Source organism: Brachyspira hampsonii 30446, from assembly GCF_000316195.1.
GTDB classification, from domain to species: domain Bacteria; phylum Spirochaetota; class Brachyspiria; order Brachyspirales; family Brachyspiraceae; genus Brachyspira; species Brachyspira hampsonii_C.
Genome location: NZ_JH994111.1, coordinates 380,571 through 401,903 on the forward strand (window position 1 = coordinate 380,571; position 21,333 = coordinate 401,903).

The following is a 21,333-nucleotide window of genomic DNA, read 5'->3' on the forward strand; positions in this document are numbered from 1 at the left end:
ATGTATTTAATTTTTTTTACTAAATTAAATATTTGCTGTTTATAAAAATATATTTAATTTTTTTACTAAATTAATTATTTGCTGTTTATAAAAATATATTTAATTTTTTTACTAAATTAATTATTTGCTGTTTATAAAAATATATTTAGAGATAGTTGTTTATATGAAAGATAAAAATTTAAAAAATAAATTAAAAAAAATAGAGGTATCAAGAGAAGAATTGGAAGCAAAGGAAATACCGTTGCTTTTTAGTGTTGTAAATTTTTCTTCCAATATACCAGTTTCTATTTATGCAGATACTATAGGGATAAAAACTTCTGAATCATCATACAGGGCTGCTATGCATTCAGAAGTAAATAGAAATATTAGTGAGGAATATCTTTTAAACTCTAAAAAATCATCAATAGATTTATCTTCTCTGCTAAATGTTGTAAGTTATTCATCATTTCCTATAGATGCGGCTTTAAGTAACAGGGTATTATTAGAAGAAGAAGTGCATAAAAAGGGAAATGCATTGAAACTTCCACCGTATAAAAATATTAATGCCTCTATAGGATCTGTAATAAGGTCAAGAAGAAGCAGAAGAGATTTTAAAGGCAATCCATTAACATTAGTTGATTTATCTACTTTACTTTATTATGGAGATGGAATTTCAGGAGATTTTGATTTTAATTTAAATAAAAATGAATATGATACAATAACTTTCGGAGATAAATATATATCAAAGCTGAGAACAGCTCCTTCAGGCGGAGGACTTTATCCTATATATCTTTATATAGCCGCACTTAATATAAATAATCTTGATAAAGGTATATATAAATACATGCCTTTTACTCATTCGCTTGAAAAAATAAAATTATTTAGCGATGAAGATTTAGAAAATTATTATAACAATAATGTTTTCGGAGGCGGTATAGATTTAAGAAAAGTAGCATTATCTGTTTATTATGTTTATAGTTTGTATGAGAATTCGAGGAAGTACGGAGATATGGCACTTCAATTTGCTTTGATAGAAACAGGAGAGATTGCTCAAAATATACAGCTTACTGCTGCTGCAAGCGGTATTTCTGCATGTGATATTGGAGGATTTAATAAAACTTTATCTGAAGATTTACTTAATATTGATGGTAATACAAATCATGTTGTGCATTTGACTTTACTTTCAAAATAAAATAATTAAATTTATGTAATATAAACATATATAAAAAATAATAGGTTATAAAAATGGATAAAAAAAATATTAAACTTTATGATAATGTAAGTATCTTCTTTAATTCTGATCATGAGATTAGATTTAGAAAAGGAGTATGGAATTTTGAGGAGGCTTCTTTAGAGCTTAATGATTTAAATGATGATATAAAAGAAGCTGTTATGTTCATTTCTAAAGAACTTTTTGATGATAAATTAATTTCTTTTGATGATATAGTAAAGAAATTTTCTCTTAATGATAAAGATAGTGACTTTTTGAATGAGATTATATCTTCTCTTATAGGCAATAGATTTTTAGAGTATGATGATAAAAAAAATAATATGCTTAATACTGTTTATGAGTTCATAGGAGAATATTTTTATGATATACCAGATGAAAGTAAGGTTCAGAAGAATAAAATAATGTTCATTACTGATAATGACAGATTAAAAGAGTATGCAAAATTAACATCAGAAGATTTGTATATGAATGTCATCATGATGGATATTGATGATATAAAAAAAATAGAGAAAGCAAATCTTACAGATACTACAGATGCCATTGACAACATAGAAAAACATAAAGAATTAATAAATTTATTTGATGATATTTCCTGTATTGTTGTAAGTGTTGAGAAGCCTAGATTAAATTTACTTAGAAATATAAATAGACTTCTTCTGGATAAATCTATACCAATAGTTATATCAATATTAGACGGACCGTTTTTAAATATTACTACAATAAAAGGTAAAGAAACCGGATGTTATGAATGTTTTGAAAATAGAGTAGTGGCTAGAAATGAAAGTTTATCAGTTTATAATAAATTTGTTAAGCAGAGTATGAATTTTAAATATAATGGTAAAAGAACTTATATAACACCTATTTTACAGACATTTACTTCTCTTGCATTATATGAAGCATTTTTATTTGCATCTATAGGTAAATGCAAACTAGCAGGACGAGTTATTAATGTTTATATACCTTTAATAGAGATTCAGATTCAGGATTTACTTAGAGTACCTTTCTGTCCTGCATGCGGTCATATAAGTAAGGCTAAATATAATGAGATGTATACTTCTTCAAAACAGATAATAGAAAATTTTTCAAGTAAAGTGATAATAAAATGATTAAATGATGGACAATATATGATTAAATATTACCCAAGCTATAAAAATATATTAAATAAATACAATTCTATTTGCGGTCATCAGACAGGTATTATGGATTCTCTTATTATAATGCAGGCTAATTCTGTTATTGCTGAAAATATCAATACATGTACTGCTATGCTTCCGGATTATCATAAAATATTATTAGGCGATAATGCTGAAGTTAATTATCATCTTTCAGGTTATGGTATTTATAGAGATGAGGCTGTTATTAGATTATTGGGTGAAGGCATTGAAAGATATGCATTATTTACAGCAAATTTATACTTTGAAGAAAAATTAAAATATGCCTCCTATAATCAATTAAAAGAAAAGTATCCTGATAATATAATACCTTTTGAATATGTTAAGATATATAGCGATGAAGACTGTAATAAATTAAATAGTATAGGTATTTTAGAAAATATAACAGAAGATGATGTATTGTCTTGGGTACTTCTCCCTTCTTTATTTGACAAAGAAAAAGAGTATTATGTACCTGCACAGAATTTCTTTTTATCTCATATTATTAGAAGGGATAAGAAGGAAAAAATATTTATAGGGGGATTTTCAAAGGGAAGTGCAAGTCATAAAAGTATTCCGCTTGCCTTGAAATCTGCTGTCAATGAAATTATAGAATGCGATGCATGCATGATAAAATGGTATACAGAGAGTAAAGTCAAAGAAATTATTATTGATGATGATATTCTTAATGAAGTTATAAATAGTATTTTAAAAGATATTGATTATAATGTTAGAGTTTTTGATTATACAGTTGACAAAAAATTAGGATATGTTTTTACTGTTATGCTTGTAAATAAAAGTGAAAAATCTCCTTATATTGTTGTAGGGGCTTCTTCTGGGCTTAATCCTAGAAAAGTTATATACAGAGCCTTTATGGAGGCTTTAGCTATACTTACATTAAATATTAACGGACCTTTATCAATGCCGGCGGATTATTTGGAGACTGTATCTGAAAAAAATTATCTTAATCTTGACAGTAATGTTAATTATTGGGCTGATGCTGTCAATAAAGATAAGAATTTAAAATTTATTAACAGTAAAGTTCAGGAAAAAATCGAATTAAAAAAATATAAAAACCTCGAAGTAAATACTGAGTCTGATTTGGAGTATTTATTAAAAGGTCTTTATAATGTATCTAAATATGCAGTTTATTTGGATATTACATCTTCCGAAATATCGGATAAAGATTTGCATGTTATTCGTGTATATATTCCGGAGCTTGTTCAAATGTCAATGCCTGCTTTCCCTTACAGTAAGCACCCTAGGATTATTAATAATGGAGGAATTTCAAATAATGAATTTCCACACCCATTACCTTAGTGCTTTTCTTGTACTGCTTGCCATTTCTTTTCCTACTTCTTTGATAGGAGTATTTTTCAAATTAAATTTAGGAAAGATTAATACTATACTTCCAAATAGTTTAAGTCATCTTTTATTTGTGGTAATGCTATTTTTTACAGGATATATAGGAATAATTAATTATCATATTGATATTTATTTTGTTGTTTTAGCTTTTATTATGTCCTTTGTATGTATTGGATTAGAAATATTTGAGTCAATGCTGATTCATTTTTTTAAATATAAATTCTGGATAAAAAGTATAGAAGTTCATAAAATAATAGAAAAAAAGAATATATTATTTGATATAATAATAATATTCATAGGTGTTTTATGTGAAGAGATGATTTTCAGGCAGGTTTTTTTTAATATCACTTATAATATATTTAATATTAATATTCATATTATTATTATACTTTCAGCATTTATATATTCCATTAATCATATATATTTCGGAGCTAATGCTGTATTTCAGAAGTTTATTGTAGGGATTATTTATTCTTTATTGTTTGTATTTTCTTCTTTTAGTATAATAGCACCTGTAATTACTCATTTTTTACAGAACTTTATTTTATATATACTATCATTTAGAAGAAATAAAAGAGAGGCATTAAATTGATATTTTTAACTCTTTTACCTTATATAGCAGTATCTTTTATATTAGGCATTATAATCAAGTTTTTAGAACATACTAATATAATTAATAATATTTGCTTTAAATTAATGAATCATAGCAAGCTTGAATATGATGAAATATATGTTTATGTAAGCACTTATATATATTGGCTATTAATGATTTTTTTTGCTGTTGTAATAAGTTTAGTAGAAAAACAAAATATTTTATCATATTTATCTATAGAAAGAAAATATATAATTTATATTTTTATAAATATTTTTGCTGTTATATCTTCTTTTGAACTTATTATTAGCGTAATAAGTATATTAAATAGTGATATGAAAGTAAATACTATCTTTAATAATATATTATTAGTTCCTTCAGTATATATGCTTTATTCTTCAAGAAGCAATCCTAAATGGACTTTGATAATGTTTGCCAGTATAATTAAATGTTTATTCTTCAACGGAGTAATATACTTAGCTGTGAAAATGAAGTTTAGCGACTACAGTATATTTTTTACTATTTTCATAGTAAGTATTTTATTTTCATTAGAAGAAATTTTGAGAGTAAATAATATAAAGCAGGCATTGATATTTACAATAGCTTGTTTTATTGTTACAGCTATTAATACTATCTCATTTGAATATAGCGGAAGTTTAATTCCTTCTATATTTGCTAATATATCTTTTACACTTTATTATTTTGGACAGTTCGAGAATATGGACAAATTTTATAAAAATTAGGTATTAATTTTTTTATATATTTTATATAGAAAATTTAATATGAAAAACATCAAAAGGAGTTGTTATATGATTAGATATTCTTCTAAACTACTAACAACATGTTCTATAAAAGTCAATCTGTTGTGTTGACTCCTGGAGGATGTTGCTGTTCTTGTTGTTGTTCTTGCTACGTTAGCGTAGTAGTCAACTAATTTATTATAATAGACTTGTTTCAAAAAGTACTTGACAAATGCTTTTGTACTTTCATTAAAGCAATAATTATGTTAATATCTTATTAAAAAAGGTTTTTATTAAAATGATTGATTGTCAAAGTATTATTGGCTTAAAAAACATATTTCTTTCTTTTAGAAAAATTAAGAAAAGTATATAAGGATTGTAATAACGGCAGACCGCGAAAACCCTCTTTAGAAACGATGCTTTTTCTCACTTTTGTATATTTCAAACAATACATCACTTTTAGACAATTATCTTTCTATTTTAATGTATCTGCTTCTACTATTTCTCAAGTATTCATTATATAGAAGAATTATTGTATCTTATTTTGAATAATAGACTTGTTTCAAAACTCAAATTTTTAATATTTATAGTTTTTTAATTTAATATTTTTTTGATTATAGTTGGGGCTTTGCTGCGAAGCACACAGTCGTGCCAAACCACACTTCTTTTGTGACGCCTGTCCGCCTTCGGTGTGGCACATACGAAGTACGCCTCGCCGTGCGTGCCTTCGGCAGGCGAGAAGCAAAAAGACTGCATATTTATATACTAAAACAATAATTTATAAAACATGTCAAACATTATTTTATAAATTATAAAATTATGAAATTTTTATATGTAATTTTTTCAAGTAGTTTTGAAACAAGTCTAATAAAAACTACATACAAGTAAAGAATGATAAAAAAATTATTATACTTGTTTCAAAACTAAATTTATAAATTTTTAATTTAATATTTTTAAATTTAGTTGGGGCTTTGCTGCGAAGCAGACATTCGTGCCAAACCCCAGTTCTTTTATTGGTATAAAAGAACCAAGAGAACTGCATTTTCTAGCTTAAACATACAATTTACACAATAAGTAAAACATTTAATTAAACTATAATTAATATTATTTATATTTATCATAAAATAATAAACTTATTAAATTATTTGTCAAGTACTTTTGAAACAAGTCTAATAGTTTATAGTAAATTAATACGCCTGCTATATTAGTTTTATTAATGCAGCGGGTTATTTACGATAATAATTAAGTTGGTTATAATGGAAACATTGATTAGTGCTAGAAATATAGAAAAGAAATTTAATAAAAATCTTATTTTAAAGAACGGAGAAACTACTCCTTATCTTAATGGAGATTATTCTACCTCAGAGCTTACAGTTACAAAATAACAATATATAAATTATCTGATAATTCATTTAAAACGGCTTTTGTAGGAATTGAAGAGATTTTTACATTTACTGATACTGGTTTAACTGTTAGTTCTTTATGGAAAGAAGTTATTTATCAAAAATAATGATAAAATTTTGATAAAAAGTTGGCTGCAAAAAGCCTCTTTTTTATTTGCATTGAAAAATATTTATATAAAAAAGTTATAAAAATATTTTATATACTATTGACATTTATTTATATTTGTGTTATATATATAGCATTCAATAATAAATAATTTAAAGAATATCTTAAATAATGGATATTCTTTGAAGGAGTTGTTATATGATTAAATATTCTTCTAAACTAAGAACAACATGTTCTCTAAAAAGTCAATCTGTTGTGTTGACTCCTGGAGGATGTTGCTGTTCTTGTTGTTGTTCATGCTGCTTTAGCGTAACAACCAAATAATTTATTATAATATTTTATAGTAAATTAATACGCCTGCTGTATTGGTTTTATTAATGCAGCAGGTTATTTATAATAATAATTAAGTTGGTTATAATGGAAACATTGATTAGTGCTAGAAATATAGAAAAGAAATTTAATAAAAATCTTATTTTAAAGAATGTTAATTTTGATATAAATAAAGGTGAAATAATAGTACTTGTAGGTCCTAATGGTTCGGGAAAAACTACATTAATTAATATATTATTAGGAATATTAAAAGCTGATAAAGGCGAATTAAAAATAAATATAGATAATTATAAAAAACATATAGGAGTTCAGCTTCAGTCTACTCCATTTTTTGATGGATACAGTGTAAAAGATAATATATTAATGTTTTCAGCACTTTATGATATAAAAATGACCGATGAAGAAATAGAAAGCATTACAAAAAAATACGGATTGAATCCGAAAACTCTTGCTATAAAACTTTCAGGGGGTGAACAGAAGAAACTTGCTATAATGATAGCTACTATGCAAAATCCGGACTTACTTGTATTTGATGAGCCTACTGCAAGTTTGGATCCTAGAGAAAGGTATAATGTTAAAAATATGTTGTTAGAGTTTGCTAAAAATAATAAGACTATACTTTTTACTTCTCATGATTTAGAGGAAGTTGAGGACCTTGCTGGCAAAATAGTATTTTTATATAAAGGCGAGATATTAGAAAGCGGCAGCAAAGAAGAACTTTTAAATAAATATAATTTTGATAGTTTGGAGAAGCTTTACCTGCATATTACTAACTATTAATATATTTTTGAAATTTTTAAATTTTATGGAAATAAAAGAATAATCATGAAAACTATATTTAAACTCACAATGAAAAAAGCTATAAGAGATCCTTTTCTTATATTTTGGTCTATATTTTTTCCTTTGGTGATAGTTATATCATTAGGACTTTTTTTAAAAATGGAAAGCTATACTGTGCATATACTTACTGCTATGAGCTGTGTGAGTGTTCTTGCTTATTCTTTTATGACTACTAGTTTTAATGTACTTAGTCAGAGAAGGAGAGGAGTTTATAATCTGCTTAAAGTAACGCCTCTTCCTTTATACAAATATATTATAAGTTTATCTTGTGCTTGGGTAATAATATCTATTATAAGCTGTTTATTTGTATTTTTTGTATGTGCTTTATTTTTTAAATTAGAATTTTATTTTGCTTCTATACTTTTATTTTTGCCTGTAATTATATTGGCATCTTTGCTTTATATATTTATAAGCTTCTTTGTTTCTAGTATTGTAAAAAATAATGAGACAGCAAGCATATTATATAATATTATTTTAATGGCTTCTATGTTTTTAAGTGATGGGTATTATTCATTATATGATGCTCCTAATATAGTGCAAATTTTAAGCAAATTAAATATTTTTCAGTATTTTTTGAATGCTTTTAGAGGTGCTTTTTATTTTGATTTTCATGCTTATTTTATTGGTATAGCGGTACTTCTAGTATGTTTAATAATTGCTTTAATTCTTGCAGTTAATACTTTTAGATATGCTGATAAATAATAAATTATTTTTTTAGCTATTGACAAAATTCTTTATTATCTTACCTTAAAAAATATATTATAATTAGTTTAGGATTAGTTTAATGTATATAGAAAGTGATATTATAAGAGGTCATATAGATGCTGTGGTTATGCATTTTTTGGAGTATAATGATTCTTATGGTTATGAGCTTTCTAAATTAATTACTGATAAAACTAATGGAGAATATGAGATTAATGGTCAGACTTTATACAGTGCTATAAGAAGGCTCGAAGGTAAGAAGTTAATAGAAAGTTATTGGGGCGATGAAAGTCATGGCGGAAGAAGAAAATATTATAAAATTACAGAAGAAGGTAAAAAGTTTTTGAAAGAAGAGAGAGATATATGGCTATTCACAAAGAAGATAATAGATAAACTTCTTGGTATTGAATAGATTTTATATAAAAGAGAAACATTATGATAGATGATTTTTGTAATGAACTGAAAAATAAATACCCTAATACTCAAAAAATTAGAGATCAGATTGAAGAGCTTAGAAATTATTTATATATGAAAAGTGAAGAATATATAAATGATTCTAAAGAGGAAGCTTTTAAAAAGGCTCTTAAATCTTTTGGGGATGTAGATTCACTTCTTGAAGAATTATCCAAGGATGCAAAAATTATTAATAAATACAGATTATATTTATTTGCCGGTATTATTGATATTTTTATTGCGGCTTTTTTAAGTTTATTATTATGCTTTATATCTTTGAAAAATAATAATATATCATTTTTTTCTTATATAAATAATTCATTGATTGCTAGTATATTTTTTATTATTTCTGGAATAATTGCTATTTTTTTAACTACAGTTATACCATTTATTAATATGCGTAGTATATATGAGGTAGTTGAATATACTTATAATGATTATAAAATCAATTTAAAATATTCTATAATCGGTTTTTTTATTATATCTTTAGCTGTATTTATATTCAATATGTTCTTTAGTCCGCATCATATTTGGTTTGTATTTGTTATTATATATTTTTTATCTTGGCCTTTGACTGTATTTTTCTTTTATAAGTTTTTTAAAAATTCTGATAAAAATATTAATAGGAAATAGTAATGAATATTAATGAGTTTTATAAAAATATTAAAAAGAAATATCCTAATACAAAAGAAGTTCTTGAGCAATTAGATGAAATAAAAGATATGCTTAATTCTAAAGTTCAGAATTATGTAAAAAATGGAATGAAATATGAAGAGGCAAGCAGTAAAGCTATAGAGAGTCTAGGAAATATTGATGAAGTTTTTGAAGATATAAGCAAAGATGCTAAAATTGTTTATAATGTTTATATAAAAATATTAACAGTTTTAATATCATCTTTTTCTGCTGCTTTTTTAGCTTTTATTTTGGGTTTGATTATAGAGAATTTAAGTATTTTTAATGAAACTACAAAAATCGGATATAAACTTACTATGCCTTATTTTTATTTGATGTTATTTATTTATATAGTTGTTTATTCTCTTTGGAATTTCTCTGATAATATCAAACCTAAAATAAGAAAGTATAGTTATGATATTTATAAAATTAATTTAAAAAACTCTATTATTGCGGTTATAGTTTATTCGCTAATAATGCTTATTATAAATATTATTACTTATAAATATAATAATTATTTATGGTTTGTTTGGGCTTTTATGGGAATATTAAATTGGACTATTTCTATAATTGCTGATTATCATTTATTTAGGAGTAAAATATTTGAATATAAGAAATAATTCTTTAATATTTTACACAAAGTATATTGACAGACATAATACTTATGCTATAATAGTAATATAAGATAAATAATAGGTGCGGCGTTTTGAAAAGAATATTATTATTATTTTTTATACTATCAAGTTTCCTCTTTGCTCAGAATGATTTTGTAAAATCTGGTTTTCATTATAGTTATAATTATTTTGGATTTCCATTTTCTGTTGATTTAGGATATGCGTATAAAAAGAATTCACATTTTGTATATGTACCTCGTATAGGAATAAGTTTTGATTACGGCTCTGAGTCATCATTTGGAATATTTGCTAATGTTGGAATGGAGTATAGATACAGAAGATTTTTTATAGATTTAAATTACAAACAAGGAATAACACCTCCTTTTTCTACATTTAATTATAAAGATTTAGAATATTACGGACAATTAAAATTAGGGTACTCTTTTGATAATGTAATGATTTATTATGGAATGAACATAGGAAAAATACTTTCTTCTGAGAGGGAGGTTTACAGATTAAGTTCTATTTTTAAGATTAATCAAAGTGTTGGTCTAAGTTCTACATTTGTTGATGACGGAGTTAATAAATTAAAATTCAATGCTGGAGTTGGGGCAAGCATTATACCTAATGAAAATCAGTATTCGTATAATGTTTCAGCTAGTATGCCTTATTCGTTCTTTCATTATTGGGGCGAGCTTGGAATTATGCCTTATATAGGATACAGTGCTTATTTTGATAAAAGTGATAAAAAATATTCTATAGGGTTTAAATATTTATACTCTCTTATGATGATGCCTTTAAGTAATTTAGAAGCTCATCTTAAAAATATGGATTTTCTTACATTTGTTCATCTTGAATATAAATTTTTTATGAGATTTCTTCCTTCTGGTTTTAATGATATATACTTAGTTGCTTTTGGAAATGTGGGATACGGAAAATATTTTGAAAGCAGTATTGATAAAGGAAATTTATTGTACGCAGTAGGCGGAGGAATAGGATATAACCTTTACGGGTCAACACCTTTGCAATTAACTTTTGGTATTGATAATAATAAAAGTTTGGTTATGAATTTGATAATAAGCACTATAGTGTTTTAATGTTTTGGAGTTTATTATTTATGGTAAATGTAAAAAATAGAATTATATATTCTTTTATATGCTTAATCTTTTATACAGCATTGAGTTTATCATTTTATTTAATACCTTTTAATTCAGAAGTATTAAGTTTAATTGCAATATTTTGTACTGCTATATTTAGCATATTTTTTATACTTCCTGCATTTTTATATTCTCCTATTTATTCAATAGTGATTGGTATTTTATATTATATATTTTTTAGATTGTTTGAAATTATAAGAATGTTTACTATTTTGGATTCTACTCCTGTAACTTTACTTTATATGAAGATAAAAGACAAAGCGTTTTTTGCTAATATGAATAATTTGAATAATGATGTTAACAATGAGTAGTTTTTATTGTATCTTGTTTTTAAGGAGGATTTAAAATATGATAAAAAAAATTTTAACAGTTTTATTTTTATCTTTTGTTTTGACTATTTTAGCTTTTTCATATAGTAAGGATTTTAATGAACTTTATAATCTTTACTATATGATTAATACAAATAAAGAAGGGGATTTAAATGCTATTATAGAAAAAATAAAAAATGGTAATTATGGAAAAATAGAAAAACAAACTTATGAGAATCTTATTTTACTTATGGATATATATATGAATCCTAAAAGTAAAAGAGAGACTTATAAATTATTAAATGATAATATAAATAAGAATACTCCGTTACTTTCAGAAAAAGATGCTGATTATATGTCTTCTGTTGCTGATGTGATGAGCGGTGCTATTAATTATTCTTCATTTAATGATGTTATAAAACTTTCAGCAAAAGCTGGGGAGATATATGATAATGCTTTAAAAGTAAATGCCAATCATTTTCCTTCGCTTTTGGGCAAAGCAATACTTACGTCATACAGTCCGGAGTTTGTAGGAGGCGGAATAGATAAAGCAATTCCAATATTTAAAAAGGCTGAAAGCAATGCCAAAGAGAAATGGGAAAAACATGTAGTTTATTTATGGACTTCTCAGGCTTATTTTAAAAATAAAGATAAAGCCAATTATGATAAGTACATAAAAATGGCAAAAGATATATTTCCAGAGGGGGCTTTTATAAAAAATGTTATTGATATGAATAATAAAGGAAAAGGAATGTTTAATTAATATATAGTTGTATAGTTATATATAAGATTATTATAATAGATTATAAACTTAAAAATTGTTAGTATATATAAAATTGCTGTAATAAATAAGGATATTAAAATGTTTAGAGTGATTGTTTTGATTTTTATTAGTTCTTTCTTAGGATTATATGCTGAGGTTTCAAGAGAGGCTAATAATATATTAAAAGAAATAGATAATAAAAATAATGAATATCATTCAGGTAAGAGACTTGTAAGAACGAGCGAGGCTAAAGATATTTTAAACAGAATAAAAAACAGTAATTTAAGCGAAGAAGAGAAAATGTATTTAAGTATAGAATGCTACACTCTATGGTCTAATGTATCTATAGCAAGCGGAACTTTTGAAGAGGATTATAAAATATTAGGGGATATATATAAAGATCTTAAAAAGGATAAAGTTTTTAAAAAAGGCTCTTCTGATATTTACGGAGCTTATGCCAATTTTGCTAACTCTTTTACTTCTCTTGCTTTTTTCAATAAAAAATATCCTTACAGCGTGATTGTTGATATGTATACTTATTCTCGTTTGGCTCTATTAAAGAACAAAAATAATATAAGAGCAAAGCAGGTTTATGGAATGTGGCAGATAGCTACTTTGAGTTTTTATAATAATGCGGCATACTATTCTGTGATGACATCATTAAATGATACAAGCAGTTTACCAGATTATATGATTTACAGAGCTTATATTTACAGATCTATGGCATATATGAAAGTAAATGAAACGTATAAGGCATTTGAAGAATTGGATAATGCTTTGAAAATGTATCCTAAGGGTTTTTACGGGTATTTATTAAAAAACTCTTATGATAAAGGTAATGACGGATTTTTAAGTGCGGAGGGTTCTGAGTTTTAATTATGATAAAATGCGAAAATATATCAAAAATATATAAAACTAAAGATTACAATATAGCTGCAAATAAAAATATTAGTTTGGAGATAAAAGACGGAGAAATTGTTTGGGTGGCTGGAGTTTCAGGTGCTGGTAAAAGTACGCTTCTTCACATACTCTCAAGTATAGATATTCCTACAGAGGGATCAGTTTATTGGAATGATAAAGAGGTTTCAAGATTGAGTGATAGAGAAAGAAGCAGTTTCAGACTTTTAAACATTGGGCTTATTTTACAGTCTCTTGAGCTATTAAAAACTCAGAGCGTATTTGATAATGTGGCACTTCCTCTTAAATTTTTAAATGAAAGTTCTTCTAATATAAATAAAAAAGTTAATGAAATATTAGAAAACTTAAAAATAGATAATTTAAAAAAGAAAAAACCAGAACAGCTTTCAGGAGGACAGAAACAGAGAGTAGCCATAGCAAGGGCATTGGTAAGTGAAGCTCCTTATATATTCGGCGATGAGATAAGTGCTAATTTAGATACTGACACAAGCAAATTTATTTATGAATATATAAGAAACACTATAAAGAGAAGAAACGGCATAGGCTTTTTTATTTCGCATGATGAATTGATAGAGAATTATGCTGATACAAAATATATTATGAGGGAGGGTATATTATTACTAAATTGATGTGTATATAAATTTTATATATAGGTAAAATATTATGTTTTATTTTTTCAACTTTTTCCCGCCTTTGCTTGCCTACGGCACACAGAGTGGCGGACTTCGTCAAAGTTGTAAAAAGTGCAAGTATAAAATTAGTAATCAAATAATCAATTAAAAAACTTAAATTTGTTAATAAATATAACGGAATAGAAAAATGAATATAATAAAATTAGCTTTTGATAATCTTTGGTATAATAAAACCAGAACAATTTTAAATATGATACTTATTATAGTGTCTTTTGTATCTCTTATGATGATAAGCGGATATAATAATTTTACTAAAGAAGGCATTATTACAAGTATAAATACAAGCGGAGGATCTATTGTAATAGCTGATAAGTCATATTGGGATAAAAAAAGCGAAAAAATTAATATGCTTAAAGATAGTGATTTTGAAATTATTTATAAAAAACTTGAAACTATAAATGAAGTTAATGATTATCAGAAAAAACTAGATATAAGCGGACTTATAGGCAATGAAAGTAAAAGTAAATTCTTTTCAGGTTATGCTTATGAGAAGCCTTCAAAGATTATGTCATCAGTTTCTTTAAAATCCGGTACTCCTATATTTGATGATGATATTAATACTATGGTGCTTGGTAAAGATTTGGGAGAGTTTTTTAATCTCGATTATGATGAAGAGGCTTATTTAAATTTGATGACTGATTTCGGAGAGGGCATAAGTTTAGGTTCTTTAATGTCGGTTGGTTTGATATCATTAAATAATAGTGCTTCAGATGCTATTACTATTTACTGTCCTCTTAATGCTGTATATGGAGTATTTGGTCTTGAATACGGTGATGCTCATAATTTACTCATATATTTGAAAGATTATAAAAAGGCAGAAGAAATAAAAAACAATCTTAACAAATATTTTAGTGAAAACAATTTAAATTATGAGGCTAAAGATTGGAAGTATTTGAATGCATTTTTACTTTCTGTTATTGATATGAATACTAATAATTATTTAATAGCTTTAGGAGTATTAAGCATATTAGTATTTGTTTCAGTCATGCAGATGCTTACTACAAATTTTTTGGAGCGTTTAAATGAGTTTGGTACTATGCGTGCATTAGGAATAAATATAAAAAATGTAACTTTGCTTTTATTTTTGGAAATTATAATAATGGCTGTATTAAGTTCAGTTATTTCAATAATTATTTCTTACAGTGCTTCCGGAATACTTAATGCTTCAAACTTTATAATGAAATTTCCTGGGGCTACTGACGGTTATCCTTTAAGTTTATTACTAACATTCAAAGATACTGTTTTAATATTTGCATGGGTATTATCTGTATCAATTTTAGCGGGTATTTATCCGATAATAAAGGTTATAAAAATGCCTATAATAGAGGTTATAAAATATGTTTAGAAAAATTGTGAAAGTTTTATTTATAATAAGTATTTTATCTTTTAATTTATACAGTCAGAATATATTTAATGATTTTGTTAATATTTATAATAGAGGTGGCAAAAGTTATAAGATGTCTGGAACTTTTACTGATATAAAAGACGGAAAAAAAACTATTAATAATTTTGATATGATAGTTGGAAAAGATTATAAACTAATGTATTTAAAAGATAATAAAACTTTATTTTTAGCTAATAATCAGGGATTTTTTGTTCAGGGAGAAAAGCAGGTTTCTCCTTTAAAAATTTCAGGGAGCTATGTTGTAACGGGTGCTGCCAATATGAATGATTTGATGTCTATAAACTTTACTGATGATTATAAACTTGAAAGCATTGTAAGTGATAAAGAAGTGAATTTAGTAAAGAAAAATAGAAGTGTTCCTTATGCTAAGGCAATATTAAAAAAAACTTCTAATGGCTATAGCATAGAATTTTTTGACAATAGCGGTAAAGCATTAAAAAGAGGAATATATAAAATTAGTAATAATGCTTTTAATGATATGGAGTTTTATAATTTGATTATTAATATTAATTTAAGCACAGTATGTCGTATAGAAACTACAGTGCCTTCAAATTATTCAAGTTCATATTTTAGAAGTGAAAACATGAAAATACTTTTTAATTTATTTAAAGATTAATTAGAGAAATGAAAAATATAAAAATATATCTTATTTTTTTTATTGTATCATCTATAGCATTTGCTGATATAACTCCTAAGTTCGGAATAAAAAACAATTTTAGCTATATAGATATGAAAGAGACGGCATTTATGCCAAACTCTGTCTTAAGCAATGATACTTATTTTTATTTGGGATTTGAATATCTTAATAATAATTTTTATTTTTCATTTAAGCCGGCATTAAGAATATACACCAAAGATAACATAGATCTCATTTATGATAACGGTAATTTTATAAAGCAGACAGATAATAAAGCATATGCTTCTTTTACTTTTGATGAGATTCAATTTACATATATAAATGATATTTTTAGTTTTTATATAGGTAAAAGAAAATTTCATTTCGGAGAAGGTTTTAATAGGCAGTATATGTTTGTAGGAGAGAGCGTATTATATAATGATTTTGATGCTTTATATAACAGCGAACTTAATTTTTATCAGAATAATATAACGCATTCTATAGGATTTATCACAGATACAAAGTCAATAGATTTACTAGAAGAACCAAAGTATTACAGAGCTTGGTATTATTTAAAATACTCTTCTTCACATTTGGGTTTAATGGCTATTACAAAATATACTTATGACTTAACACTTAAAAATAATTTAATGCTTGGTTTTGAGGCTTCATATATATTTGATATAGGGTTTAAACTTTACGGAAATGTTACTTATAATATTTTAAGCAGTGATAATATAGGAAAAAGTCTTAATGATATAAAAAGCCTTTTAGGAATAAATTATACTTTTATTTATAATTATGATTTTGTATTAAGTCCTTATGTTGAATATTTTTATGAGGATAGTCATTCATTTTACTCTATAGGACTTTATTTATCTTTTCTTAATAATTTATTTAATATAATAACTTATTTTTCTCATTCGCCTAATTATAAAATGGATTTAAATACTAAATTTCTTATCAACTATAATAATTTTAGTTTTACTTTTAACTATTATACTCCATTTAATCATGATGAAGTTTTGGAGCATGTATTTGAAATAGGTTTGGAGTATAATTATTGATTAATTTTCCTAAGTAATATATTTTTTAATACTTTATTTATTTTTACTTACACTAAGTATATTTACTAATTGAAGAAAATATAATATTTTTATTTAATAATTATAAAACATATAATTAATAATATAAATTTTTTTAGTAATATTATTAAATATAGTAGTAAATCATTTTTTAATTTATTGATTAATTTATTATAAAAATATATAATACAATCAATATTAAAAAGGAGTAAAATATGATTAAAAAATTATTTTTATTTACTTTGTTAGTATCTAGTTTTTTGGTAATAAGCTGCAGCAACAAAGATACAACAGGAGCAACAGGTACAGGTATAGACTCAAAATATGATGGAACCTATTACTATGGTACAAGTGAAAGAATTGTAGTTGCTAATGGAGGAACTACTTCTTATACTTATGGGAATTATTCTACTACAGTGCTTACAGTTTCAAAAGAAAAATATTATAAATTATCAGATAATTCATTTAAAACAACTGTTGCAGGAGTTGAAGAGATTCTTACATTTACTGATTCAAGTTTGACTGTTAGTGTTTTAGGAAAAGAATTGTTTTACATAAAACAATAATAAAGTTTGATAAAATAAATGGGCTGTAAAAAGCCTCTATTTTTATTATTAACTGTTTTTATATATTGACTAATTAAATAAAAACATATATTCTTATGTCAGATATAAAAAAGGAGCAAAATAGTATGAAAAAATTATTTTTATTTACTTTGTTGTTTTCAAGTTTTTTAGTAATAAGCTGTAATAATAAAGATAAAACAGGTCCTAATAATGCATCAGTAGGAATAGATACAATATATGCTGGAACTTATAGCGGTAATACAAGTATCTATGAAGATTTTGGTATAATGACGGAAACTATGCTGACAACTCTTACAGTGAGGGCCGACGGTTCAGCTTTAATTGAGCTTAATAATAGTGGTGCAATAATTACAATAGATATAACTAAATATTTTCAAGATGACGGTGCAGGAAAATATATATGCAAAGGTTATAATAGTAATTATGGCTTCCCTTATATTTTGTATTTTAATTTTAGTGATTCATCAGTATCTATTCAGATGACTGAAAATTATTCTGAAGATTCTAATCTTATACCAAGTGTAAGGGTTGGTATTCTTAATGCATCAACACCTGCACAGTAATAATATAATTGTATAATACAAATTAGAGGAGCCTTTTTAAGCTCCTTTTTTATTTGCATTTAAAATTATTTTTATAAAGCATTAAAAAATTACTAAAAATATTTCTTATACTATTGACATTATTTATATTTGTATTATATTGATTTTCAATAATAAATTATTTATGCAATAGCTCGAGTAATGGATATTCTTTGCAGGTGTATCTGTTGACTAAGAAAGGCTTATTATTAATCTATAATTAGCTAGAACGAAAAAAACCCTATGCGGGTAAGCGACGAGTAAACTGCGTTTTATACGTTAAGATGTATATACGTAATTTTACGGAGGCTATTGCAAATATACGCATAGGGGGCTTTATCATGAGCGATAATATTATCGTGTCTTTAAAAAATATCAATGTTTCCTACGATGAAAACTCTATATTAGAAAATCTTAATCTTGATATCAAAGATAAAGAATTTTTAACTCTTTTAGGACCTTCAGGCTGCGGCAAAACAACTATACTTAGAACTATAGCAGGTTTCATAAAGCCCAATTCAGGAGAAGTTCTTTTTGACGGAAAAGTTATTAATGATACTCCTGCTTACAAGAGGGAAGTTAATACAGTTTTTCAGCGATATGCATTGTTTCCGCATTTAAATGTTTTTGAAAACATTGCTTTCGGACTTAATCTTAAAAAAGTTCCTAAATCAGAGATTAAAGAGAGAGTTCATCAAATGCTTAAAATGGTGAACTTAGAAAATTACGGAAACAGAAATATTGCAAGGCTTTCAGGCGGACAGCAGCAGAGAGTTGCAATTGCAAGGGCGCTTATTAATAAACCTAGAGTGCTGCTTCTTGATGAGCCTTTGGGGGCTTTGGATTTGAAACTTAGAAAAGAAATGCAGATAGAATTAAAGAAAATTCAGCAGTCTTTAGAAATTACTTTTGTATATGTTACTCATGATCAGGAAGAAGCTTTAACTATGAGCGACACTGTAGCAGTAATGAAAGACGGAGAAATACTTCAGATAGGAACTCCTGAAGATATATACAATGAACCTAAGAATGCATTTATAGCAGACTTTATAGGAGAGAGCAATATTATAGATGGGATTATGCATGATGATTATTCTGTAGAGTTTGCTGGGTATATGTTTGAATGCGTGGACAAAGGTTTTGAAAAATTAGAAAAAGTTGATGTTGTTATAAGACCTGAAGATATAATAGTTGTACCGCCTGATAATGCTAATATATCTGGTTTGGTAGAATCTGCTATATTTAAAGGCGTTCATTTTGAGATGATACTTGATGCCCATGGTTATAAATGGATAATACACTCTACAGAAAAATGGGAAGCAGGTACTGAAATAGGGATAGATGTTGCTAAAGAGAATATACATATCATGAAAAAAACTGTAGAAGAGGTGATATTATGAAAACAAAAATACCGGCAATACCTTATTTAATCTGGACATTAGTTTTTGTATTAGTTCCTCTTTTTTTAGTTATATATTTTGCTTTTACAAATCAAAATGGAGATTTTACTTTAAATAACTTTGCTAATGTTACATCATTTACTCCTGTTATAGTTCGTTCTGTGGTGCTTGCATCTATTGCTACGATAATATGTTTGATACTTGCTTATCCTATGTCATATTATATATCAAGGCAGGAAAAAACAGTTCAGCATGCTCTTATAATGCTTGTAATGCTTCCTATGTGGATGAATTTTCTTCTTAGAACTTATGCTTGGATGACTATATTAGAAAATAATGGGCTTATAAATAAAGCTTTTATTTTTATGGGGCTTTCACCTGTAAAGCTTATAAATACTCAGACTGCTGTATTAATAGGAATGGTTTATAATTATCTTCCTTTTATGATACTTCCGCTTTATTCGGTTATGACTAAAATACATCATAGTTTGATAGAGGCTTCTCAGGATTTGGGAGCTAATTCTTTTGATGTATTCAGCAAAGTAATATTTCCATTAAGTCTGCCTGGAATGGCTGCTGGAGTTACAATGGTATTTGTGGCAGCTGTTAGTACATTTGTAATTTCTCGTATGCTTGGCGGAGGATCTAATATACTTATAGGCGATTTAATAGAGATGCAGTTTTTAGGTATGTCTTATAATCCTAATTTAGGTTCGGCTATAAGTTTGGTGTTAATTGTAATATCTTTATGTGCTATTATGCTTATGCAGCAGATAGATGAAGAAGATGAAGATATTAATGGTATGTTTTTATAAGGATATGCCGTTATGATAAAGAAAATATTATCAAGAAGTTATATTGCTTTTATATTTTTATTTTTATATGCTCCAATAGCAATATTAATTTTTTTCTCTTTTAATAAGGCTAGAGGAAGAGGGGTTTTTACCGGTTTTACTTTGCATTGGTATAAAGAATTATTTTCCAATGATTTAATATTAAGTTCATTTGTTAATACAGTAATAGTTGCGGCAGTATCTTCAATATTTGCTACTATACTTGGTACAATGGCGGCAATAGGTATAAATAGTTTTAATAAAAAAATGAAAAGTGCTGTTATGGGTATTACTTATGTATCTATAATAAATCCTGAAATAGTAACAGGAATATCTTTAATGCTTTTATTTGTTATAATGAAGCTTAAATTCGGATTTACAACTTTAATATTAGCACATATAACTTTCAATGTACCTTATGTTATATTAAATGTACTTCCTAAGTTAAGACAGCAGGATAATAGTTTATATGAAGCGGCTTTGGATTTAGGCTGTACTCCTTCAATGGCTTTTTGGAAAGTTGTTATACCAGATATACTTCCAGGTATACTTGCCGGATTTTTAATGGCATTGACTTATTCATTAGATGATTTTGTTGTAAGCTATTTTACTACGGGTATTACTTCTCAGACTTTGCCTATTACCATATATTCTATGACAAGAAAGAGAGTAAGCCCTGAGATTAATGCTATATCTACAGTTATATTTATAGTTGTACTTGTGAGTCTTGTTGTTATGAATTTAAAAGAGATTAAAAAAGAAAAATATTTAATGCAGTTAAAAAGAAAAATAAATAAAAATTAAAAAAAG

General features: G+C 25.9%; 26 protein-coding genes. All 26 read left to right on the top strand.

Annotated features, from left to right (window positions below; all coding sequences use genetic code 11):
• Nucleotides 1-163 precede the first annotated feature (163 nt).
• Nucleotides 164-1,171, top strand: coding sequence for a SagB/ThcOx family dehydrogenase (locus A966_RS06570; protein WP_008723836.1), 1,008 nt, complete (start codon nucleotides 164-166; stop codon nucleotides 1,169-1,171).
• A 53-nt stretch (nucleotides 1,172-1,224) separates the two neighbouring features.
• Nucleotides 1,225-2,316, top strand: coding sequence for a streptolysin associated protein SagC (locus A966_RS06575; protein ID WP_008723838.1), 1,092 nt, complete (start codon nucleotides 1,225-1,227; stop codon nucleotides 2,314-2,316).
• Nucleotides 2,317-2,334: 18 nt separating this feature from the next.
• Nucleotides 2,335-3,681: a YcaO-like family protein gene (locus A966_RS06580; protein WP_008723840.1), complete on the top strand. Its 1,347-nt coding sequence runs from the start codon at nucleotides 2,335-2,337 to the stop codon at nucleotides 3,679-3,681.
• The gene (locus A966_RS06585; protein WP_008723842.1) at nucleotides 3,638-4,318 is read left to right on the top strand and encodes a CPBP family intramembrane glutamic endopeptidase; all 681 of its coding nucleotides are present in this window, start codon (nucleotides 3,638-3,640) and stop codon (nucleotides 4,316-4,318) included. Before A966_RS06580 ends, A966_RS06585 begins: the two co-directional genes overlap by 44 nt.
• Nucleotides 4,315-5,061 carry a SagF family protein gene (locus A966_RS06590; RefSeq protein WP_008723844.1) on the top strand — a complete coding sequence of 249 codons (747 nt, stop codon included), beginning with the start codon at nucleotides 4,315-4,317 and terminating at the stop codon, nucleotides 5,059-5,061. Before A966_RS06585 ends, A966_RS06590 begins: the two co-directional genes overlap by 4 nt.
• 413 nt (nucleotides 5,062-5,474) lie before the next feature.
• Nucleotides 5,475-5,582: a transposase family protein gene (locus A966_RS14020; RefSeq protein ID WP_081588935.1), complete on the top strand. Its 108-nt coding sequence runs from the start codon at nucleotides 5,475-5,477 to the stop codon at nucleotides 5,580-5,582.
• 732 nt (nucleotides 5,583-6,314) lie between these two features.
• Nucleotides 6,315-6,443: a hypothetical protein gene (locus A966_RS13965; protein WP_269798731.1), complete on the top strand. Its 129-nt coding sequence runs from the start codon at nucleotides 6,315-6,317 to the stop codon at nucleotides 6,441-6,443.
• A 322-nt stretch (nucleotides 6,444-6,765) separates the two neighbouring features.
• Nucleotides 6,766-6,891 carry a streptolysin S family TOMM toxin gene (locus tag A966_RS14055; protein WP_456297515.1) on the top strand — a complete coding sequence of 42 codons (126 nt, stop codon included), beginning with the start codon at nucleotides 6,766-6,768 and terminating at the stop codon, nucleotides 6,889-6,891.
• Nucleotides 6,892-6,984: 93 nt separating this feature from the next.
• Nucleotides 6,985-7,677: an ABC transporter ATP-binding protein gene (locus tag A966_RS06595; protein WP_008723846.1), complete on the top strand. Its 693-nt coding sequence runs from the start codon at nucleotides 6,985-6,987 to the stop codon at nucleotides 7,675-7,677.
• Nucleotides 7,678-7,722: 45 nt separating this feature from the next.
• The gene (locus tag A966_RS06600; RefSeq protein WP_008723848.1) at nucleotides 7,723-8,439 is read left to right on the top strand and encodes an ABC transporter permease; all 717 of its coding nucleotides are present in this window, start codon (nucleotides 7,723-7,725) and stop codon (nucleotides 8,437-8,439) included.
• Nucleotides 8,440-8,521: 82 nt separating this feature from the next.
• A complete protein-coding gene (locus tag A966_RS06605) occupies nucleotides 8,522-8,851 on the top strand; it encodes a PadR family transcriptional regulator (RefSeq protein WP_008723849.1) in 330 nt (109 codons plus the stop codon).
• A gap of 23 nt (nucleotides 8,852-8,874) precedes the next feature.
• On the top strand, nucleotides 8,875-9,525 hold the full coding sequence (locus tag A966_RS06610) for a permease prefix domain 1-containing protein (RefSeq protein WP_008723851.1): 651 nt from the start codon (nucleotides 8,875-8,877) through the stop codon (nucleotides 9,523-9,525).
• Nucleotides 9,526-9,527: 2 nt separating this feature from the next.
• On the top strand, nucleotides 9,528-10,184 hold the full coding sequence (locus A966_RS06615) for a permease prefix domain 1-containing protein (protein WP_008723854.1): 657 nt from the start codon (nucleotides 9,528-9,530) through the stop codon (nucleotides 10,182-10,184).
• An 86-nt stretch (nucleotides 10,185-10,270) separates the two neighbouring features.
• Nucleotides 10,271-11,275: a hypothetical protein gene (locus A966_RS06620; RefSeq protein WP_008723857.1), complete on the top strand. Its 1,005-nt coding sequence runs from the start codon at nucleotides 10,271-10,273 to the stop codon at nucleotides 11,273-11,275.
• A gap of 20 nt (nucleotides 11,276-11,295) precedes the next feature.
• Nucleotides 11,296-11,646, top strand: a complete 351-nt coding sequence (locus tag A966_RS06625; RefSeq protein ID WP_008723860.1) for a hypothetical protein — start codon at nucleotides 11,296-11,298, stop codon at nucleotides 11,644-11,646.
• Between the two features lie 37 nt (nucleotides 11,647-11,683).
• Nucleotides 11,684-12,406, top strand: a complete 723-nt coding sequence (locus A966_RS06630) for a hypothetical protein (protein WP_008723862.1) — start codon at nucleotides 11,684-11,686, stop codon at nucleotides 12,404-12,406.
• A gap of 99 nt (nucleotides 12,407-12,505) precedes the next feature.
• A complete protein-coding gene (locus tag A966_RS06635; protein ID WP_008723865.1) occupies nucleotides 12,506-13,282 on the top strand; it encodes a hypothetical protein in 777 nt (258 codons plus the stop codon).
• Between the two features lie 2 nt (nucleotides 13,283-13,284).
• Entirely contained in the window at nucleotides 13,285-13,953 is a 669-nt protein-coding gene (locus tag A966_RS06640; RefSeq protein ID WP_008723867.1) for an ABC transporter ATP-binding protein, read from the top strand.
• 190 nt (nucleotides 13,954-14,143) lie between these two features.
• Nucleotides 14,144-15,361, top strand: coding sequence for an ABC transporter permease (locus A966_RS06645; RefSeq protein WP_008723869.1), 1,218 nt, complete (start codon nucleotides 14,144-14,146; stop codon nucleotides 15,359-15,361).
• Nucleotides 15,354-16,037 (top strand): LolA-like protein, encoded by a 684-nt coding sequence (locus A966_RS06650; protein WP_008723872.1) that lies wholly within the window; start codon nucleotides 15,354-15,356, stop codon nucleotides 16,035-16,037. The genes A966_RS06645 and A966_RS06650 overlap by 8 nt, the downstream gene beginning before the upstream one ends.
• An 8-nt stretch (nucleotides 16,038-16,045) precedes the next feature.
• A complete protein-coding gene (locus A966_RS06655) occupies nucleotides 16,046-17,104 on the top strand; it encodes a hypothetical protein (RefSeq protein WP_008723875.1) in 1,059 nt (352 codons plus the stop codon).
• Nucleotides 17,105-17,337: 233 nt separating this feature from the next.
• On the top strand, nucleotides 17,338-17,688 hold the full coding sequence (locus A966_RS06660; protein WP_008723877.1) for a hypothetical protein: 351 nt from the start codon (nucleotides 17,338-17,340) through the stop codon (nucleotides 17,686-17,688).
• A 125-nt stretch (nucleotides 17,689-17,813) separates the two neighbouring features.
• Nucleotides 17,814-18,272 (top strand): hypothetical protein, encoded by a 459-nt coding sequence (locus A966_RS06665; RefSeq protein ID WP_008723879.1) that lies wholly within the window; start codon nucleotides 17,814-17,816, stop codon nucleotides 18,270-18,272.
• 359 nt (nucleotides 18,273-18,631) lie between these two features.
• Nucleotides 18,632-19,690: an ABC transporter ATP-binding protein gene (locus A966_RS06670; protein WP_008723881.1), complete on the top strand. Its 1,059-nt coding sequence runs from the start codon at nucleotides 18,632-18,634 to the stop codon at nucleotides 19,688-19,690.
• The gene (locus A966_RS06675) at nucleotides 19,687-20,505 is read left to right on the top strand and encodes an ABC transporter permease (protein ID WP_008723884.1); all 819 of its coding nucleotides are present in this window, start codon (nucleotides 19,687-19,689) and stop codon (nucleotides 20,503-20,505) included. The genes A966_RS06670 and A966_RS06675 overlap by 4 nt, the downstream gene beginning before the upstream one ends.
• Before the next feature lie 12 nt (nucleotides 20,506-20,517).
• Complete coding sequence (locus A966_RS06680; protein WP_008723887.1) at nucleotides 20,518-21,327, top strand: ABC transporter permease; 810 nt, start codon at nucleotides 20,518-20,520, stop codon at nucleotides 21,325-21,327.
• Nucleotides 21,328-21,333: the final 6 nt, after the last annotated feature.

Bases quoted from the DNA above. Each gene is read 5' to 3' on its own strand.
- A966_RS06580 (WP_008723840.1), top strand. From the start codon at position 2,335: ATGATTAAATATTACCCAAGCTATAAAAATATATTAAATAAATACAAT.
- A966_RS06655 (WP_008723875.1), top strand. From the start codon at position 16,046: ATGAAAAATATAAAAATATATCTTATTTTTTTTATTGTATCATCTATA.
- A966_RS14055 (WP_456297515.1), top strand. From the start codon at position 6,766: ATGATTAAATATTCTTCTAAACTAAGAACAACATGTTCTCTAAAAAGT.
- A966_RS06615 (WP_008723854.1), top strand. From the start codon at position 9,528: ATGAATATTAATGAGTTTTATAAAAATATTAAAAAGAAATATCCTAAT.
- A966_RS13965 (WP_269798731.1), top strand. From the start codon at position 6,315: ATGGAAACATTGATTAGTGCTAGAAATATAGAAAAGAAATTTAATAAA.
- A966_RS14020 (WP_081588935.1), top strand. From the start codon at position 5,475: ATGCTTTTTCTCACTTTTGTATATTTCAAACAATACATCACTTTTAGA.
- A966_RS06640 (WP_008723867.1), top strand. From the start codon at position 13,285: ATGATAAAATGCGAAAATATATCAAAAATATATAAAACTAAAGATTAC.
- A966_RS06670 (WP_008723881.1), top strand. From the start codon at position 18,632: ATGAGCGATAATATTATCGTGTCTTTAAAAAATATCAATGTTTCCTAC.
- A966_RS06665 (WP_008723879.1), top strand. From the start codon at position 17,814: ATGAAAAAATTATTTTTATTTACTTTGTTGTTTTCAAGTTTTTTAGTA.
- A966_RS06575 (WP_008723838.1), top strand. From the start codon at position 1,225: ATGGATAAAAAAAATATTAAACTTTATGATAATGTAAGTATCTTCTTT.
- A966_RS06680 (WP_008723887.1), top strand. From the start codon at position 20,518: ATGATAAAGAAAATATTATCAAGAAGTTATATTGCTTTTATATTTTTA.
- A966_RS06605 (WP_008723849.1), top strand. From the start codon at position 8,522: ATGTATATAGAAAGTGATATTATAAGAGGTCATATAGATGCTGTGGTT.
- A966_RS06630 (WP_008723862.1), top strand. From the start codon at position 11,684: ATGATAAAAAAAATTTTAACAGTTTTATTTTTATCTTTTGTTTTGACT.
- A966_RS06585 (WP_008723842.1), top strand. From the start codon at position 3,638: ATGGAGGAATTTCAAATAATGAATTTCCACACCCATTACCTTAGTGCT.
- A966_RS06635 (WP_008723865.1), top strand. From the start codon at position 12,506: ATGTTTAGAGTGATTGTTTTGATTTTTATTAGTTCTTTCTTAGGATTA.
- A966_RS06600 (WP_008723848.1), top strand. From the start codon at position 7,723: ATGAAAACTATATTTAAACTCACAATGAAAAAAGCTATAAGAGATCCT.
- A966_RS06610 (WP_008723851.1), top strand. From the start codon at position 8,875: ATGATAGATGATTTTTGTAATGAACTGAAAAATAAATACCCTAATACT.
- A966_RS06595 (WP_008723846.1), top strand. From the start codon at position 6,985: ATGGAAACATTGATTAGTGCTAGAAATATAGAAAAGAAATTTAATAAA.
- A966_RS06660 (WP_008723877.1), top strand. From the start codon at position 17,338: ATGATTAAAAAATTATTTTTATTTACTTTGTTAGTATCTAGTTTTTTG.
- A966_RS06570 (WP_008723836.1), top strand. From the start codon at position 164: ATGAAAGATAAAAATTTAAAAAATAAATTAAAAAAAATAGAGGTATCA.
- A966_RS06675 (WP_008723884.1), top strand. From the start codon at position 19,687: ATGAAAACAAAAATACCGGCAATACCTTATTTAATCTGGACATTAGTT.
- A966_RS06645 (WP_008723869.1), top strand. From the start codon at position 14,144: ATGAATATAATAAAATTAGCTTTTGATAATCTTTGGTATAATAAAACC.
- A966_RS06650 (WP_008723872.1), top strand. From the start codon at position 15,354: ATGTTTAGAAAAATTGTGAAAGTTTTATTTATAATAAGTATTTTATCT.
- A966_RS06625 (WP_008723860.1), top strand. From the start codon at position 11,296: ATGGTAAATGTAAAAAATAGAATTATATATTCTTTTATATGCTTAATC.